This window comes from Roseateles sp. Mitsp63 (assembly GCF_059491535.1).
Genome location: NZ_CP168509.1, coordinates 257,908 through 273,602, shown reverse-complemented (window position 1 = coordinate 273,602; position 15,695 = coordinate 257,908). Strand labels below are relative to the sequence as shown.

The window sequence follows — 15,695 nt, the reverse complement described above, 5'->3', positions numbered from 1 at the left end:
GCCTCAGTAGCCGCCGTCCATCACCCCCTTGAGGTGCTCCATCAGCAGCCGGACCCCCTGCGGGGTGTGGCTGCTCCAGGGATGGATCGCATAGATCGCATCGCCGAAGAAGCCCACCGGGCGCCAGTCCGGCAGCACCTCGACCAGACGGCCTTCGCGGACCGCCTCGCCGGCGCTGAAGTCCGGCAGCAGCGCGATGCCGACGCCCGACAGCGCGGCGTCCCGCAGCACCTCGCTGTTGCTGGCGCGGAAGAGGCCCTGCACCGGCACGCGGATCCGCTCGGGCGCGGCATCGCCGGCGCCGCGCTCGAAGAACCATTGCGCCGGCCCGGGCCGCAGATAGGGCAGGCAGCGGTGCTGCGCGAGCTCCGCCGGATGCCGCGGCACGCCGGCCCGGGCCAGGTAGGCGGGACTGGCCGTCAGCAACGCGCGCGACGCGCAGAGCTTGAACGCCACGTGGGTCTCCGGCGGCGCGCTGGTGTGCCGGATCGCGAGGTCGAACCCCTCCTGCGCGAGCGGCACGAGCCGGTCGGACAGGTCGAGCTCGATGCGTAGTTCCGGATAGCGCTCGAAGAACGCGGGCAGCGCCGGCGCCACGTGCTGCCGGCCGAGCGCCACCGGCGCCGTCACGCGCAGCAGGCCGCGCGGCGCGCCGGCTGCCTCGCGGGCCTCGCTCAGGCTGCGATTGAGCAGGACCAGGCCGGGCTCGGCCTGCTCGACGAGGCGCAATCCCGCCTCGCTCAGCCGCACCGACCGCGTCGTGCGCTGGACCAGTTGCTGGTCGAGGTGGCGCTCCAGGTCCGCCACCCGCTGACTGACGGCGGCCTTGGACAGCCACAGCCGTTGCGCCGCTTTCGTGAAGCTGCCCAGCCGCGCGACCGCGATCAGCGCCTGCAGTTGCGACCAGAGGAGTTCATCGCGCGCCTCGGCCTTCAAGGGGGAAGGGGAGGGCGCTGGCGATGGGAGGGAAGGGCGTCGGGAGGCCATGATTGTTCAGTCTATCGAACAATGTGATTGCCGATCTGGTCTAGGCAGCAGGAAGGGGGATGCCTAGACTCGTCCGCATCCCACAAAAGCAGGAGACCGCCGTGACCCAATCCACCCCCGCCGCCTTCACCGACCGCGCCGACATCCCTCACTTCATCGCCGGCGAGCGCCGCGCGGCCACGTCGGGACGCAGCCAGGCGGTCTTCAATCCGGCCACCGGCGACGTGGCCCGACAGCTCCAGCTGGGCAACGCGGCGGATGTCGAGGCCGCCGTCGCCGCGGCGCGCGCGGCCTTCCCGGCCTGGGCCGATGCGCCGCCGCTGCGACGGGCGCGGGTGATGTTCAAGTTCCTGGAACTGCTGAACCAGCATCGCGACCGCCTCGCCGCGATGATCACCGCCGAGCACGGCAAGGTCTTCACGGACGCGCAGGGCGAGGTGGCTCGGGGCATCGACGTCGTCGAGTTCGCCTGCGGCGTGCCGCAGCTGCTCAAGGGCGACTTCACCGAGCAGGTCTCCACCGGCATCGACAACTGGACCACGCGCCAGCCGCTGGGCGTGGTGGCCGGCATCACGCCGTTCAACTTCCCCTTCATGGTCCCGATGTGGATGGCGCCGATCGCCATCGCCACCGGCAATGCCTTCATCCTCAAGCCCAGCGAGCGCGATCCGTCGCCCAGCCTCCTCATCGCCGAGCTGCTCCAGCAGGCGGGGCTGCCGGACGGCATCTTCCAGGTGGTGCAGGGCGACAAGCAGGTCGTGGACGCGCTGCTGCATCACCCGGACGTGCGGGCGCTGAGCTTCGTCGGCTCCACGCCGATCGCGCAGTACATCTACGAGACCGGCGCGAGGCAGGGCAAGCGTGTGCAGGCGCTGGGCGGTGCGAAGAACCACATGGTCGTCATGCCGGATGCGGACATCGACCAGGCCGTCGACGCGCTGATCGGCGCGGCGTATGGCTCGGCGGGGGAGCGCTGCATGGCGATCTCGGTGGCCGTGCTGGTGGGCGACATCGCCGACCGGATCGTGCCCCGGCTGGCCGAGCGCGCGAAGGCGCTCAAGATCAAGAACGGCATGGCGCTCGACGCCGAGATGGGACCGATCGTCACGCGCGAGGCGCGCGATCGCATCGAGGGGGCGATCGCCACCGGCGTCGAGGAGGGCGCGACGCTGGTCGTAGACGGGCGCGGTCATCGGGTGGAGGGACTGCCGGATGGCTTCTTCACCGGCGGCACGCTGTTCGACCACGTGCAGCCGTCGATGCGGCTGTACAAGGAGGAGATCTTCGGCCCGGTGCTGGCCTGCGTGCGGGTCAAGGACTTCGGCGAGGCGCTGGACCTGGTCAACGCGCATGAGTTCGGCAACGGCGTGGCCTGCTTCACCAGCGATGGGCATGTCGCGCGCGAGTTCGCGCGGCGCGTGCAGGTCGGGATGGTGGGCATCAACGTGCCGATCCCGGTGCCGATGGCCTGGCATGGCTTCGGCGGATGGAAGAAGAGCCTCTTCGGGGACATGCATGCGTACGGCGAGGAGGGCGTGCGCTTCTACACGAAGCAGAAGAGCGTCATGCAGCGCTGGCCGGCCAGCATCGCCAAGGGCGCCGAGTTCGTGATGCCCACCAGCAAGTAAGCGCTTCAGGACTGCCCGCACCTACCTTGCGCAAGAACTCCCTCGCCCCCCGCGAGGGGGGAGAGGGCAGGGGAGAGGGGGTGCTTGGAAGGGCAGCAGCGCTGTGGCACGAGCCCCCTCTCCCCTCCCTCTCCCCGCTGGGGCGAGGGGGTAAGACAGGGTTGCCCGCACTTGCCTTGCGCAAGAACTCCCTCGCCCCCCGCGAGGGGGGAGAGGGCAGGGGAGAGGGGGTGCTTCGAAGGGCAGCAGCGCTGTGGCACGAGCCCCCTCTCCCCTCCCTCTCCCCGCTGGGGCGAGGGGGTAATACCGGGCGGCGCGCTTCTTACACCCTCGCCCGATCGGCTAACCTAGCCGGATGTTTCCGAGCGGCGCCCCTTCCCCCGAACCGATCCCCCCCGAGTCCTTCGACGGCGTGCCCCTGGGCGAGCTGCTCGAGCGCGCCCGTCTGGCGCAGCAGGAAGCGCGGCTCGACGACGGCCTGGCGCTGGCCGATGCGATCTGGCATCGCGCCGATGCCGAGGGCTACATCAACGAGCAGGCCGAGGCCGGTCGCCTGCGCAGTTTCTTCCGCCTGCGCCGCGGCGACCTGTCCGGCATGCTCGACGCCGGCGAGCGCGCGCTGCGACTGATGCGTCCGCTCGGCACCAGTGCCGCGACCTGCGAGCTGCTGCGCTGGATGAGCCTCGCCGCCTGCGAGCTCGGCGCCTACGAGCAAGGCCTGGCCTGCGCGCACGAGGCGCTGCAGCTCGCCGGCGAGCTCGGCGACCTGCGCCTGCACGCGATCGCGCTGAACGGCCTGGGCGCCTGCTTCGAGCGCATGGGCGATCCCTGGCAGGCCGAGCGCCTGATGACCGAGGCCGCCGGCCTGCTGCGCACGAACGCCTCGGCCTACGAGCGCGTCGTCACGCTGACCAACCTGTGCACCGTCGCGCTTGGCGCCTATCACCTGCAGCGCGACGGCGCCGCGCCGCAGCAGGCGGCGCGGACGCTGGAGCGCGCGCTCGAACTCGCGCGCGAGGCGCGGCCGCATTCGCTGACGCTGGGCGACCGCTACGGCATCGCGCTGACCGCATCCAACTTCGGCGAGGTGCTGCTGCTGATGGGCCGCCTGGACGAGGCCGAGCCGCTGCTCCTCGAAGCCCGCCAGGAGAGCGAGCGCGCCGGTTTCCGGCTGCTCGACTGGCGGTTGCGCTGCATGCTCGCGGAGCTGCAGCTCGCGCGCGGCCAGGCCAGCGCGGCGTGGCAGCAGCTCCAGTCGCTCCAGGCCGAGACCGAGCGCGACGCCGACGCCCCGGACCAGCCGCCGCTGTTCCTGCGCGTTCGCCTTCACCAGGCCAGCTACCGCGCGGCGAAGGCGCTCGCGCTGCTCGGTCCCTCGCTGTACCACCTCGAGCAGGCCCGCACGCTCGAGCGCCGCCGGGCGGTCTCGCAGCTGATGGCGCAATCGCAGTACTTCGTCTCGCGGATGGAAGCGGAATTCGCCGCCGATCCAGCCAACGCCGCCACGCGCGACGCGGCCGAGTTCAAGGACCCGCTGACCGGCCTGGGCAATCGCCGCTGCCTCGAGACGCGCCTGCCGCCGCTGCTGCGCGCGGCCGAGCAGGACGCCACGCCGCTCACCGTGGCGCTGATCGATGCCGACGGCCTTCGCAACATCAACGAGCGTCATGGCCACGAGATCGGCGATCGCGTGCTGCAGGAGCTGGCCCAGCTGCTGCGCGAGAACACGCGTGGCTCGGACCTGCTGCTGCGCTGGAGCGGCGAGGAGTTCCTGGTCGTCTTCCCCGACACCATCGCGGACCGCGCCTTCGAGGTCTGCGAGCGCATCCGCGCCAGCGTCTCCGTGCATCCCTGGAGCGAGCTGGCCGCGGGCCTGGACGTGACGCTGAGCATGGGCCTGGCCAGCGCTCCGCCATACGCGACCGACCTGCTCATCGCGCGCGCCAATGCCGCCGTCGAGCGCGCCAAGCATCTGGGCCGCAACCGCGTCGCGCTGGCCTGAAGACCGCACACGGGGACAGGTTTTGCCCGCGGCCTGCCCGCGTCTGTTTCTACAATGAGAAGAGTTCTCATCTGGCCGGTAAACCCGCGCCGTTGAGCCTCGCGCCAGCCTGATTCCCATGCTCCTTCGCGCCCCGCGACCTTGGTCGCGCGCGTCGCGCGACGCCGGAGCCGGATCCGCAAGCCCCTTCCTCCTTCACCTCCCTTCGGGGCCGGTGCGCTTGCGCTCGCCGGTACGCGGGGTCCTGCCCGCTCGCTGCTGCCCAGTCATGTCCCGCTGCTCCTCTCCCACTCCTCTCGCGGCCGCGGTCGCGTTGCTGATCTCGTCCGGCGCGGCCGCCGCGCAAACCGCACTCGATCCCGTCACCATCAGCGCCGCCCGCAAGAAGCTCGAAGGCGCGAGCACGCGCCTGCCGCTGACCGCCCGCGAGACGCCGCAATCGATGAGCTCGCTCGACGCGAGCCGGCTGGAGAACGAGACCCTGATCAGCATCAACGACGTGATGCAGCACATCACCGGCGTGAACGTGTCGTTCTACGACACCCAGCGTCCGCTGTACTTCGCGCGCGGATTCCAGATCACCGACTTCCAGATCGACGGCGTGCCCACCTACAGCGGCAGCACGCAGCAGGAGTTCGACACCCTCTTCTATTCGCGCATCGACGTCGTGCGTGGCGCCAACGGCCTGACCACCGGCGCGGGCATCCCCTCGGCGACGGTGAACATGATCCGCAAGCGGCCGGAGAAGGCCTTCTCCGCCTACGGCGGCGTGGTGATGGGCTCGGAGGATTTCCATCGCATCGAGGCCGACGTCAACACGCCGCTGACCCGCGATGGCCGCGTGCGCGCCCGCCTGATCGCGTCGGCGCAGGAAAAGGACGGCTTCCGCAAGCGCCACAGCGAATCGAAGACCGCCGTCATGGCCGCGATCGAGGCCGACCTGGGCGCCAGCACCACGCTGACGCTGGGCTACCAGAACCAGAACAACGTGCCCAAGGGGCCGATCTGGGGCACGATCCCGCGCTTCGCGTCGGACGGCTCGCTGGCCGGCCTGCCGCGCGAGACCAGCTTCTCGCCGCCGTGGACGCGCTGGTCGCGCTACAACGAGACCTTCTACGGGCTGCTCGAGCACAAGCTCGGCGAGGACTGGACGCTCAAGGCCATCGCCAATCACAGCGAGGGCAACACCTTCAGCCTGCGCACCTACGGCAGCGGCTATCCCGATCCGGTCACCGGCGCGGGCCTGAAGCTGCTCGCGGCGGTCGGCCGCAGCTGGGAGAAGCGCGACAGCCTGGACCTCTACGCATCGGGCACGGTCGAGTTCCTCGGGCGCCGGCATGACGTCGTCATCGGCGCCAACGGCGTGAGGACCACCACGACGACGCCGACGCTGAGCTCGATCGCCAGCTGGAGCTACGCCATCCCGGACATCCGCAGCTGGGACGGCAACGCGCCGGCGCCGACCTTCCGCGCCACGGGCGCGAAGCGCGTCGCCATCACCGAGCAGAGCGGCGTCTTCGCGATGGGCCGCTGGAAGCTGCTGGACGCGCTGTCCGTGATCACCGGCGCGCGGCTGAGCGAGTGGAAGACAGGCACCGACAACTTCGACACCACGGGCAGGTTCACCGGCACCAGCGGCGCCTACAAGGTCACCGGCGAGGTGTCGCCGTACTTCGGCGTCGTCTACGACCTCAGCGACTCGGTCTCGCTCTACGCGAGCTACACCGACCTGTTCAAGCCGCAGAGCAACAAGGACAGGAACGACAACCTGCTCGCGCCGGTCCGCGGCAGCAACACCGAGTTCGGCCTCAAGGGCGAGTTCTTCGACAAGAAGCTGGCGGTGTCGGCGGCGGTCTTCGAGGCGAAGCAGGACAACTACGCGGTGCGCGACCTGTCCATGCCCGACGATTTCCGGCTGCCCGACGGCAGCTATCCGTACATCGGCGTGGATGGCACCAAGACCAAGGGCTTCGAGCTCGACGTGTCGGGTCAGATCGCGCGCGGCTGGACGGTGAACGCCGGCTATGCCAACACGCGCATCACGCGCAACGCCGCGGACCTGATCTACGCCAACCTGCCGCGCCACACGGTGCAGCTCAGCACCAGCTACCGGTTGCCAGGCGCGTGGGAGCAGCTGACGCTGGGCGGCGGCCTGAACTATCAGAGCACGGTGAGCGGTTTTGGCATCGCGCATCCGACGCTGGGCACGACGACGGTGACGCAAGGCGGCTTCGTGCTGCTGAACCTGCACGCGAACTACCAGCTCAACGACCGCTTCAGCCTCGGCCTGTCGGTCCGCAACGCGCTGGACAAGACCTATTGGGCCAACCTCGACTATCCCAACTACGGCGACCCGCGCAGCGTGATGCTCAGCGTGCGCGGCCGCTTCTGACGATGGCCGGGAAAACCGCCACGGCGAAGGCCGGATCCGCGAAAGCCGGTGTCTCCTGGCGCTACCGCGCCGCGGTGGCTTCGCGCGCGCTGGCCGCGCTTGGCGGCGGCTACGCGCTGGCTTCGGCGTTGGCGGCCGCGGTCGCGGTGCATGGGCAGCCGCTGCTGTCCGGCCACCGCGCCGAGGCCGCGATCGCCGGCGCGATGCTGGGCTTCATCGCCTATGCCGCCGCCTTCATGACGGCTTTCGCCGCGCGCAGCGCATGGCGCGCCTGGGCCTGGGTGCTCGGGCCGGCGCTGCTGCTCGGCGCCAGCGTGCTGCTGCCTCGCTGGCCCGGTTGAGCCCACCCACCGATCGCTTTCAACTTCCACGACATCCCATGAGAACCGACGGCGCACGCGAAGGCTTCCGGCAGGCGATGGCCTGGCTCCACACCTGGACCGGGCTGGTGCTCGGGTGGATGCTGTTCGCGATCTTCCTGGCGGGGACCTTCGCGTTCTTCAAGCAGGAGCTGAATCTGTGGAGCCGGCCCGAGCTGCACGCGCTGCCGCCGGCCGGCCCGTTGACCGCCGCGCAGTTGGCGCAGGCGGAGCGCCGCTTGAACGAGCTCGCGCCGGCGGCGGCCAGCTGGCGCTTCACCGCGCAGGACGAGCGCCGCCCGCAGGCGTCGGCCTTCTACCGCGAGCCGCCGGCCAAGCCGGGCGAACGCGCGCGCTTCGTGCAGCGCTGGTTCGATCCCGCCACCGGCGAGGCGGTGGCGACGCGCAGCACTTTCGGCGCGGGCGAGTTCTTCTACCGCTTCCACTTCGAGCTGCGCTCCGCGCAGCAGAGCCGGTGGATCCTGGAAGGCCGCTGGGCGGTCGGCCTGGCGACGCTGCTGATGCTGGTCGCGCTGCTGACCGGCATCGTCACGCACCGGCGGATCTTCAAGGACTTCTTCGTCTTCCGGCCGAAGGCCAAGGCGGCGCAGCGCGCCTGGCTGGATGCGCACAACGTCTGCGGCGTGCTGGCGCTGCCGTTCTATCTGGTCATCACCTTCAGCGGGCTGATGACCCTGCACAGCCAGTACCTGCCGGCCGGCATCGCGGCGGCCTATGGCGCGAAGACCGGGGAGTACTTCGGCGAGCTGAGCGGTGACGGCGTGCCGCGGTCGCGCGGGCGCGAGGCCGAGGCGGCGACGCCGCTGCCGGTGCTCGGCGAGGCCGGCTGGACGGCACTGTTGCGCGACGCGCGCCAGCATCTGCCCGGCGGCCGCATCGAGGCAATCAGCCTGCAGCGCGAGGGCGCGCGCGCCGTGGTCGAGGTCGTGCCCCACGATGGCGGCCGCCTGCAGTACCGGGGACCGCGGCTGTTCTACGACGCGGCGACGCTTCAACTGATCCGCCGCGCGGACAACGGGCGGCCGGCGGCGAAGACCTATGGCGTGCTGTATGGCCTGCACGTGGCGCGCTTCGCGGACCTGCCGCTGCGTCTTGTGCTCGTGGGCCTGGGGCTGCTGGGCACCGCGATGATCGCGACCGGGCTGGTGCTGTGGAGCGTCAAGCGCCGCGCCGACGCGGAGCGCCGCAAGGCCGCGATCGGCGCCGGCCACAAGCTGGTGGACGCGCTCAACATCGGCGCGATCGCGGGTCTGCCGCTTGCGATGGCGGCCTTCTGCCATGCGACGCGCTGGCTGCCGCTGGAGATGGCCGAGCGGCCCGACGCCGAGATCAAGGTCTTCTACGGCGTGCTGGCGCTGGGCTTCCTTGCCGCGGCGCTGGGCGCGCGCTGGCGGCATGCGTTCGTGGCCGGCGCGCTGGCCTGGGCGGCGCTGCCGGTGATGGACGTCCTCGGCGGCTGGCCGTTCTGGCAGGCCGGGCCGGTGGTGCAGGCGGTCAACGCGGGCTTCGCCGCGGTGGCGCTGCTGCTCGCGGCGCTGGCCTGGAAGTGCAAGCCCGGTGCGCCGCCGCTGTCGCTGAAGAAGAAAGCCGCGGTGCCGTCCGAAGCCCTGGCCACGGCCGGCGCGGAGGGCGCGCCATGACGCTGCTGCATCCGATGCTGTGCGGCTTCACGGCGTTCGCCGCGCTGTGCCTCGCGATGGAGCGCCACCATGAGGAGGCGCTCGATCACGCGCCCAGTCCGCGTCGCGTGAAGCGTCTGCGCGCCGCGGCGGCCGCGGCCTTCCTCGCGTCGTGGTGGACCATCCTGCCGCGTCCGGATCACGGCATCGCCTGGGCCATGTGGACGGCGCAATTGACGGCCGGCGCGATCGCCGTCGTCGCGCTGGCCACGTGGTGGCCGAAGCGCCTTCCCGCCGCGGCGATCGCCGCCGGCGCGGCGGCCTTGATGCTGATGCCGCTCCTGCCGTGGTCCGGCGGGCCGGCCGGCTGATTCAGCGCACCGGCTCCAGCTCCACCGCCTGCACGACGTTGCGTCCCTGCGCCTTCGCGCGGTAGAGCGCCTGGTCCGCGCGGCGCATCACCTCGGTGGCGCTCTCGTCCTGACGCGAGGACACCGCGATGCCGAAGCTCGCCGTCAGCGGCCAGTCCCGTCCATCCCAGGCGAACGGAAATGCCGCCAGCAGCGCGCGCATCCGCTCCGCCACCAGCGCCGCGCCGGCGATGCCGGTGTGGGGCAGCAGCACGCAGAACTCCTCGCCGCCCAGGCGCGCGAGCCGGTCCACCTCGCGCAGGCAGGGGCGCACCACCGTGACCAGCGCCTTGAGCGCCGCGTCGCCGGCCGCGTGGCCGAGCGTGTCGTTGAGCTGCTTGAAGCGGTCCATGTCCAGCAGCACCAGCGCGTAGCCATGACCGCGCATCTGGCGCGAGTGCTCGGCATCGATGGCCTCGGACAGCGCGCGCCGGTTCAGCGCGTCGGTGAGCGGATCACGCTCGGTCAGCCGGCGGATCTCCAGCACCAGCTTCATCAGCAGCAGGAACGCGATCCAGCCGTTGATCAGCAGCGCCAGCACCAGCGAAGCCCACAGCCAGGCAATGTTGAAGGCGGTGGTGACGTCGATGTCGGCGGTGCTGCCGGGCGCGAGCAGCGCCTCGGCCGGCCGCGCGAGCAGCAGCAGGCCGACCACCGCCAGCGGCGAGGCCAGCACCAGGGCCGCCCGCGCGTTCAAGCCGCGCGCGCGCAGCAGCCGCCAGGCATCGAGCGTCGAGCGCATCGCCAGCGCGCTCATCGCGCCGTAGAGCAGCAGCTTGTGCGGCAGCGTCTCGGGTCCGCCCGTGAAGCGCGCGCTCAGGACCCCGATGGCGACGATGATCGCCAGCACCAGGCGCCAGGGCGCCGGCCGCTCGCCGACCAGCGGCACCGCCAGCCGGATCAGGCCGAAGCCCGCCAGCGACAGCAGGTCCGACCACCAGTAATCCATCGGCAGCGTCAGGCCCAGCGCGTCATGCAGCAGGAAGGAGGCGCCCAGCATCGCGTTCGCGCCGGCGACGCTGGCGCAGGCCCAGGGCGACTCGCGCAGACCGGCGGCGATCATCAGCCACACCAGCGTGGCGATGCCGAACAGCGCCACCAGCGCGGCGATCAGCGAGACCGGATCGGCGGCGGGCAGCATCAACGGCGCTCCATCACGCGTACTCCGTCTCGCCGGCGGCGCGCAGCACGCGGTTGCGGCCATGCGCCTTGGCCGCGTACATCGCCGCGTCGGCGCGGGCCAGCGCGCCGCGGCCATGGGCGTCGCCGGGACGCATCGTCGCGACGCCGAAGCTCGCGCTGATCGGCCAGAGCTTGTCCCCCCAGGCCAGAGGCTGGGCCTGCAGCAGCTGGCGCAGGCGCTCGGCGACCTGCACGGCGCCGTCCGGATCGGTGTCGGGCAGCAGCACCGCGAACTCCTCGCCGCCGAGCCGGCCGAAGCAGTCGGTGTCGCGCAGCGTCTCGCCGAGCACGCGGGCCAGGTGCTGCAGCGCGGCATCGCCGCCGGCATGGCCGAGCTCGTCGTTGATGCGCTTGAAGTGGTCGACGTCCAGCACCAGCACCGCGTGGCCGCGGCCGCGCTCGGCCTGCGCCTGCAGCCGGGCCAGGTGTTCCTCGAACGCGCGCCGGTTGAGCAGCCCGGTCAGCGCGTCGCGGCGCGTGAGATGGCGCACGCGGGCGATCAGGCGCTGCATCACCAGCGCGACCAGGCCGGTGGCGATCGTGAGGTCGACGACCAGCCGCAGCAGCGCCAGCGGCGCGTTGGCGCCCAGGCCGGCGAGGGCGAAGCCGGCCGGCATCCAGCCGAGCAGGCCGCCGGCGCGCCAGAAGCAGCCGCCGGCCAGCACGAGGTAGGGCAGCACCAGCACGCTGGTGAGGCCGGCGCGGAATCCGGCGCCGGCGGCCACGTCCCAGGCGGCCATCAGCGCGAGCACGCCGCCGGCGATGTTGGAGACGGCGCGGGCCATGGACAGGTCGGGATCGCCGGCGGTGGCCGCGGTGGCGAGCAGCCCGGCCGCGGCCACGGCGGCGATGTCCCAGGCGCTGTAGCGGACCCGCATCAGCGCGCGGACGCCGGCCGCCAGCAGCGCCGCGGAGAGCACGTCCAGCGGCAGCGCGACGAGCCGCTCCATCGTGCCGGGCAGCGCCGGCCACCAGGCCAGCGCGAGCAGGCCGTGATAGGCCGAGATGCGGCGCGCCGCGCGCGGCGCGATGCGCAGCGCCTGGCCCAGCGCGAGCCAGACGACGCAGGCGATGGCATCGATCACGGCGATCACCATCAGCAAGGTGGCGGCGTCGAGCGGCGGCATGCGGAGCCTCTTCCCCAAGCGGTCAGCGGCACATCATCGTGCCCGCGGGCATGGCCGCGCCCCCTGGCGCCGCCCCCTTTCCCGGGGGCAATCCCCGTGCGGGACCTCAGCGGCGCTCGACCAGGATCGGCGTCAGCGCCATCGCGGAGCGCACGCGGTCGGCGGCGGCGCGGGCGTCCTCGCGGCTGGTGAATGGGCCGGCCTGCAGGCGATGCAGGTTCTTGTCCTTGAAGATCGTCAGCATCGGCGCGATCTCCTCCATGCCGCGCGTGAACTGCTCGCGCAGCTGCTCGGCGCCCTCCAGGCGCGAGAACGCGCCGAACTGCAGCCAGAAGCCTTGCGCGGCGGCGATCTTCAGCGCCGGCACCGGGGCGGCCGGATCGGCCGCGGCGATCGCGCCGGCGGTGGCGGCCGCCATCGCATCGGCCTTGGACTGACCGGGGGGCGGCAGGTCGCTGCCGGGCGGCAGCGCGGTGATGGGGATGGGCTTCAGGCTGGCGTCGGCGGTGGCGGCAGCGACCGTGGAGGCCGGCGGGGGCGCGGCGGCCACGGTCACCGGGACGGGCACCGGCACTTGCGCGGCCACCGGCGGGACGGGCGTGGCCGGCGGACGCAGCTGGGCCGTGGTCGTCACGTCGGGCGCGCCGCTGGGCGTGGCGGCGGCGTAGACGGGGGTCTCGGCCGGCACCTTGGGATCGGGCGACAGCGTGTCGCGGTCGCGGGTCCAGGCGCCGGTGCGGATGTCCTCGTAGGTGATGCGCTCGATCTCGACCGGGGCGATGCCGTTGAGCACGTCCAGCTTGAGCGCGGCGGTGTAGCTCAGGTCGATGATGCGGCCCTTGTGGAAGGGGCCGCGGTCGTTGATGCGGACGATGACCTCGCGGCCGTTCTTCGGGTTGCGCACGCGCGCGTAGCTCGGGATCGGCATCGTCGCGTGCGCCGCCGTCATCGCGTACATGTTGTAGACCTCGCCGCTGGAAGTCGGCTTGCCGTGGAACTTGCGGCCGTACCAGGACGCCATGCCCTTCTGGATCAGCGGCTTGTCGTCGGCCAGCGGTTCGTAGCGCTCGCCCAGGACTTCATAGGGCTTGTTGGGGCCGCCCTTGCGGATGGATTCGAGGCGCGGGACGGCGTCGGGGACCTTCTTCAGGTCGGGAGGGACGACGGCATCGGGGCCGTCCCTGTCGGGCCAGGAGGAGACCTTGGGGCCGCCGGAGGGATTCCGGCTGGGGGTGGGACCGCGGCTGGCGCAGGCGGCCAGGATCAGGGCACACGTCAGGACGGCCAGGCGCTGGCCGGCGGGGCGGGCTTCAAACATGGGCGCAACCCTAGCAATGCGCCGCGGTTTTGCCAAGGTTATGCTCCGCGCTCCCCTCCTTCCTTTCACGATCGTTGCGATCGTTACGTCCGCGCCGTCATGAGCACCTACCTCTTCCCTCCCGCGCCGCAGGCCGCCGTGGCCGTGCGCGGCACCGACGCCCGCTATGCCGTCAGCCGCATCTTCTGCGTCGGCCGCAACTACGCCGCGCATGCGCGCGAGATGGGCAGCGATCCGGACCGCGAGCCGCCGTTCTACTTCACCAAGCCGGCCAGCGCGCTGGCGCCGTCGGGCGGCACCATCCCCTACGCGCCGGGCACGAAGAACCTGCATTACGAGATGGAGCTGGTGGTGGCGATCGGCAAGCCGGTGTTCAAGGCCACGCCGGAGCAGGCCGCCGACGCGGTCTGGGGCTACGCCGCCGGCCTGGACATGACGCGCCGCGACCTGCAGAACGAGGCCAAGGCGATCGGCCGGCCGTGGGACCTGGGCAAGGGCTTCGAGCACTCGGCGGTGATCACCGAGCTGGTGCCGCGCTCGGCGCTGGGCGAGCTGGCCAAGGGCGCGATCACGCTGTCGGTGAATGGCGTCGAGAAGCAGCGCGGCGACCTGTCGGACATGATCTGGAGCATTCCGGAGCTGGTGGCCAACCTGTCGCAGTACTACCACCTCGAGCCGGGCGACCTGATCTACACGGGCACGCCGGAGGGCGTGGGCCCGGTGAAGCCGGGCGACAAGTTGCTGGGCGTGATCGAAGGCTTGGGCGAGCTGACGGTCACGATCGGCGAGGCCGAGTAAGCAGGGCGGCGCCGGCATGTTCGATCACAACGAGACCCTGGACGAGGCCCGCGCGCGCAACATCCGCGACGCGCTGTTCGAGGACATCGGCATCAGCGACTGGACCGCGCGGCTGGTGCCGGCGGACCGGCGCGTGCGGGCGCATGTGCGCGTGCGCGAGGCCGCAGTGCTGTGCGGGCGGGACTGGTTCGAGGGCGTGTTCCTGGCGCTGGACGGCTCGGCGCGGATCGACTGGCTGTACGACGAGGGCGCCGACATGGCGCCGGACACGCTGGTGTGCCGGATCGAGGCCGACGGCCGCGCGCTGCTGTCGGCGGAGCGGCCGGCGCTGAACTTCCTGCAGCTGCTGTCGGGCACGGCGACGGCGACGCGCGCGCATGCGCGGGCGATCGAGGGCGCGAGCCCGAACCCGCGCGGCTGCGCGGTGCTGGACACGCGCAAGACGCTGCCGGGGCTGCGGCTGGCGCAGAAGTACGCGGTGCGCGTGGGTGGCGGGGCGAACCAGCGGCTGGCGCTGTACGACGGGATCCTGATCAAGGAGAACCACATCGCGGCGGCGGGCGGGGTCACGCAGGCGCTGAAGCAGGCGCAGGCGCTGGACGCCGGGGTGGGGATCCAGGTGGAGGTCGAGACCATCGAGCAACTGCGCGAGGCGCTCGCGGCGGGTGCGGTGAGCGTGCTGCTGGACAACTTCAGCGAGCCGATGATGCGCGAGGCGGTGGCGATCGCCGGCGGGAAGGCGCTGCTGGAGGTCTCGGGCGGCGTGGCGCTCGACCAGCTGCGCTGGATCGCGGCGACGGGCGTGGACCGCATCTCCGTCGGGCGCCTGACCAAGGACGCCAAGGCGGTTGACTACTCGATGCGGGTCGACGGCTGACGCTGACTTCTTCCTCGACGATTCCTGCAATTCGGCGCCATATCTGGCGCCGAACTTCTTTCTGACACTGACGTCCTTCTTTCTTCGAAGGAGTCAGCAGAGATGGAAGCAAGCAATGACGATCGGGCGCCGGACGGGAATGCCAAAGCCATTCGAGACATCCTGATCCGATGGACGGCCGGTAAGGCCATGCGAATCCTGAATGAGGTCGAAAGCCGGCTCCGACTCATGGCCGAACTGCGGGACAAGCTCCGCGTCGTGGGCGTCAAGGAGGTCCAGGAGCTTCAGCCGCTTTTTGAGCGTGGGCTTTGGATGCTCGGGCCACAGTTCGAATCGGTCCAGTTCACCGCCAACAGCGGAATGACAAGCGTGATCCGGGACTTGCTCGGTTGCCCCGAAGGACAGGGATCCCGCCGCCGGCCCGACTTGGTGGTGCTTCCCGACAGCAGCCTGGGTTTCTATAGCTGTTCATCCTTTGACGACACGTACGAGGCGGATGGCATTGACCACGTGGTGGTGATTGAACTCAAGACCACGGGGCGCACGGTTGATGGCCGGGACCGCGAGCAGGTCTGGAACTACATCAAGGAGCTGGAGCAGTCCGGCCACCTCAAGGCGAATACGCGTGTGGATGGCTACATCCTCGGCAGCAAGATCGCGCAGGGCGAGAACCGGTTCACCGTGTACAGCCCCACGATCAGGATCCGACCCATGCTGTATGCCACCCTCCTGACGAGGGCGGAGGGGCGACTGCTCAATCTGTACAAGGACATCAAGGACCCGCCGTTTCTTGGAGAGCGAGAGTCGCACGTGGCGCCGTGGCCGTTTGACGTCGAAGTGGCCGAGGCGGCGTGATGCCGTGCGGAGCGGGCGCGCGCGGGCACCGGGACGGTGCCCACCACGCCAGTCTTGTGCGCAAGTCTGGTGCGCCGACGCTCGCCAGGCTTGCATACAAGATGGGTGCACCTGTGACGC

13 protein-coding genes are annotated in these 15,695 nt (G+C 71.2%); 9 read left to right on the top strand and 4 right to left on the bottom strand.

Features of this window, described 5'->3' with window-relative positions; genetic code table 11:
* Positions 1-3 precede the first annotated feature (3 nt).
* The gene (locus tag ACEN96_RS01165; protein WP_495586227.1) at positions 4-987 is read right to left on the bottom strand and encodes a LysR family transcriptional regulator; all 984 of its coding nucleotides are present in this window, start codon (positions 985-987) and stop codon (positions 4-6) included.
* 101 nt (positions 988-1,088) lie between these two features.
* On the opposite strand from ACEN96_RS01165, the gene ACEN96_RS01160 reads away from it, so the two are divergent.
* The 6 genes from ACEN96_RS01160 to ACEN96_RS01135 all read left to right on the top strand — a co-directional run bounded on the left by ACEN96_RS01160 (position 1,089) and on the right by ACEN96_RS01135 (position 9,379).
* Positions 1,089-2,615: a CoA-acylating methylmalonate-semialdehyde dehydrogenase gene (locus tag ACEN96_RS01160; RefSeq protein WP_495586226.1), complete on the top strand. Its 1,527-nt coding sequence runs from the start codon at positions 1,089-1,091 to the stop codon at positions 2,613-2,615.
* A 355-nt stretch (positions 2,616-2,970) separates the two neighbouring features.
* Positions 2,971-4,617, top strand: a complete 1,647-nt coding sequence (locus ACEN96_RS01155; protein WP_495586225.1) for a diguanylate cyclase domain-containing protein — start codon at positions 2,971-2,973, stop codon at positions 4,615-4,617.
* A 268-nt stretch (positions 4,618-4,885) separates the two neighbouring features.
* On the top strand, positions 4,886-7,009 hold the full coding sequence (locus ACEN96_RS01150; RefSeq protein WP_495586224.1) for a TonB-dependent siderophore receptor: 2,124 nt from the start codon (positions 4,886-4,888) through the stop codon (positions 7,007-7,009).
* Between the two features lie 2 nt (positions 7,010-7,011).
* Positions 7,012-7,350, top strand: a complete 339-nt coding sequence (locus ACEN96_RS01145) for a DUF3649 domain-containing protein (RefSeq protein ID WP_495586223.1) — start codon at positions 7,012-7,014, stop codon at positions 7,348-7,350.
* A 38-nt stretch (positions 7,351-7,388) separates the two neighbouring features.
* Positions 7,389-9,029 carry a PepSY-associated TM helix domain-containing protein gene (locus ACEN96_RS01140; protein ID WP_495586222.1) on the top strand — a complete coding sequence of 547 codons (1,641 nt, stop codon included), beginning with the start codon at positions 7,389-7,391 and terminating at the stop codon, positions 9,027-9,029.
* Positions 9,026-9,379 carry a DUF3325 domain-containing protein gene (locus ACEN96_RS01135; RefSeq protein ID WP_495586221.1) on the top strand — a complete coding sequence of 118 codons (354 nt, stop codon included), beginning with the start codon at positions 9,026-9,028 and terminating at the stop codon, positions 9,377-9,379. The genes ACEN96_RS01140 and ACEN96_RS01135 overlap by 4 nt, the downstream gene beginning before the upstream one ends.
* Position 9,380: 1 nt before the next feature.
* On the opposite strand, the gene ACEN96_RS01130 is transcribed toward ACEN96_RS01135, so the two are convergent.
* From ACEN96_RS01130 to ACEN96_RS01120, 3 genes are all read right to left on the bottom strand, one after another.
* Positions 9,381-10,559, bottom strand: a complete 1,179-nt coding sequence (locus ACEN96_RS01130; RefSeq protein ID WP_495586220.1) for a GGDEF domain-containing protein — start codon at positions 10,557-10,559, stop codon at positions 9,381-9,383.
* Between the two features lie 13 nt (positions 10,560-10,572).
* On the bottom strand, positions 10,573-11,727 hold the full coding sequence (locus ACEN96_RS01125) for a GGDEF domain-containing protein (protein WP_495586219.1): 1,155 nt from the start codon (positions 11,725-11,727) through the stop codon (positions 10,573-10,575).
* A gap of 106 nt (positions 11,728-11,833) precedes the next feature.
* A complete protein-coding gene (locus tag ACEN96_RS01120; protein ID WP_495586218.1) occupies positions 11,834-13,045 on the bottom strand; it encodes a septal ring lytic transglycosylase RlpA family protein in 1,212 nt (403 codons plus the stop codon).
* A gap of 99 nt (positions 13,046-13,144) precedes the next feature.
* On the opposite strand from ACEN96_RS01120, the gene ACEN96_RS01115 reads away from it, so the two are divergent.
* From ACEN96_RS01115 to ACEN96_RS01105, 3 genes are all read left to right on the top strand, one after another.
* Entirely contained in the window at positions 13,145-13,843 is a 699-nt protein-coding gene (locus tag ACEN96_RS01115) for a fumarylacetoacetate hydrolase family protein (RefSeq protein ID WP_495586217.1), read from the top strand.
* Positions 13,844-13,859: 16 nt separating this feature from the next.
* Positions 13,860-14,720 carry a carboxylating nicotinate-nucleotide diphosphorylase gene (gene nadC, locus ACEN96_RS01110; protein WP_495586216.1) on the top strand — a complete coding sequence of 287 codons (861 nt, stop codon included), beginning with the start codon at positions 13,860-13,862 and terminating at the stop codon, positions 14,718-14,720.
* A 102-nt stretch (positions 14,721-14,822) separates the two neighbouring features.
* Positions 14,823-15,575, top strand: a complete 753-nt coding sequence (locus tag ACEN96_RS01105) for a hypothetical protein (protein WP_495586215.1) — start codon at positions 14,823-14,825, stop codon at positions 15,573-15,575.
* Positions 15,576-15,695: the final 120 nt, after the last annotated feature.

Excerpts from the sequence above, each read along its gene's own strand:
- ACEN96_RS01165 (WP_495586227.1), bottom strand. The coding sequence starts at position 987 with ATGGCCTCCCGACGCCCTTCCCTCCCATCGCCAGCGCCCTCCCCTTCC.
- ACEN96_RS01155 (WP_495586225.1), top strand. The coding sequence starts at position 2,971 with ATGTTTCCGAGCGGCGCCCCTTCCCCCGAACCGATCCCCCCCGAGTCC.
- ACEN96_RS01150 (WP_495586224.1), top strand. The coding sequence starts at position 4,886 with ATGTCCCGCTGCTCCTCTCCCACTCCTCTCGCGGCCGCGGTCGCGTTG.
- ACEN96_RS01145 (WP_495586223.1), top strand. The coding sequence starts at position 7,012 with ATGGCCGGGAAAACCGCCACGGCGAAGGCCGGATCCGCGAAAGCCGGT.
- ACEN96_RS01140 (WP_495586222.1), top strand. The coding sequence starts at position 7,389 with ATGAGAACCGACGGCGCACGCGAAGGCTTCCGGCAGGCGATGGCCTGG.
- ACEN96_RS01135 (WP_495586221.1), top strand. The coding sequence starts at position 9,026 with ATGACGCTGCTGCATCCGATGCTGTGCGGCTTCACGGCGTTCGCCGCG.
- ACEN96_RS01130 (WP_495586220.1), bottom strand. The coding sequence starts at position 10,559 with ATGCTGCCCGCCGCCGATCCGGTCTCGCTGATCGCCGCGCTGGTGGCG.
- ACEN96_RS01125 (WP_495586219.1), bottom strand. The coding sequence starts at position 11,727 with ATGCCGCCGCTCGACGCCGCCACCTTGCTGATGGTGATCGCCGTGATC.
- ACEN96_RS01120 (WP_495586218.1), bottom strand. The coding sequence starts at position 13,045 with ATGTTTGAAGCCCGCCCCGCCGGCCAGCGCCTGGCCGTCCTGACGTGT.
- ACEN96_RS01115 (WP_495586217.1), top strand. The coding sequence starts at position 13,145 with ATGAGCACCTACCTCTTCCCTCCCGCGCCGCAGGCCGCCGTGGCCGTG.
- nadC (WP_495586216.1), top strand. The coding sequence starts at position 13,860 with ATGTTCGATCACAACGAGACCCTGGACGAGGCCCGCGCGCGCAACATC.
- ACEN96_RS01105 (WP_495586215.1), top strand. The coding sequence starts at position 14,823 with ATGGAAGCAAGCAATGACGATCGGGCGCCGGACGGGAATGCCAAAGCC.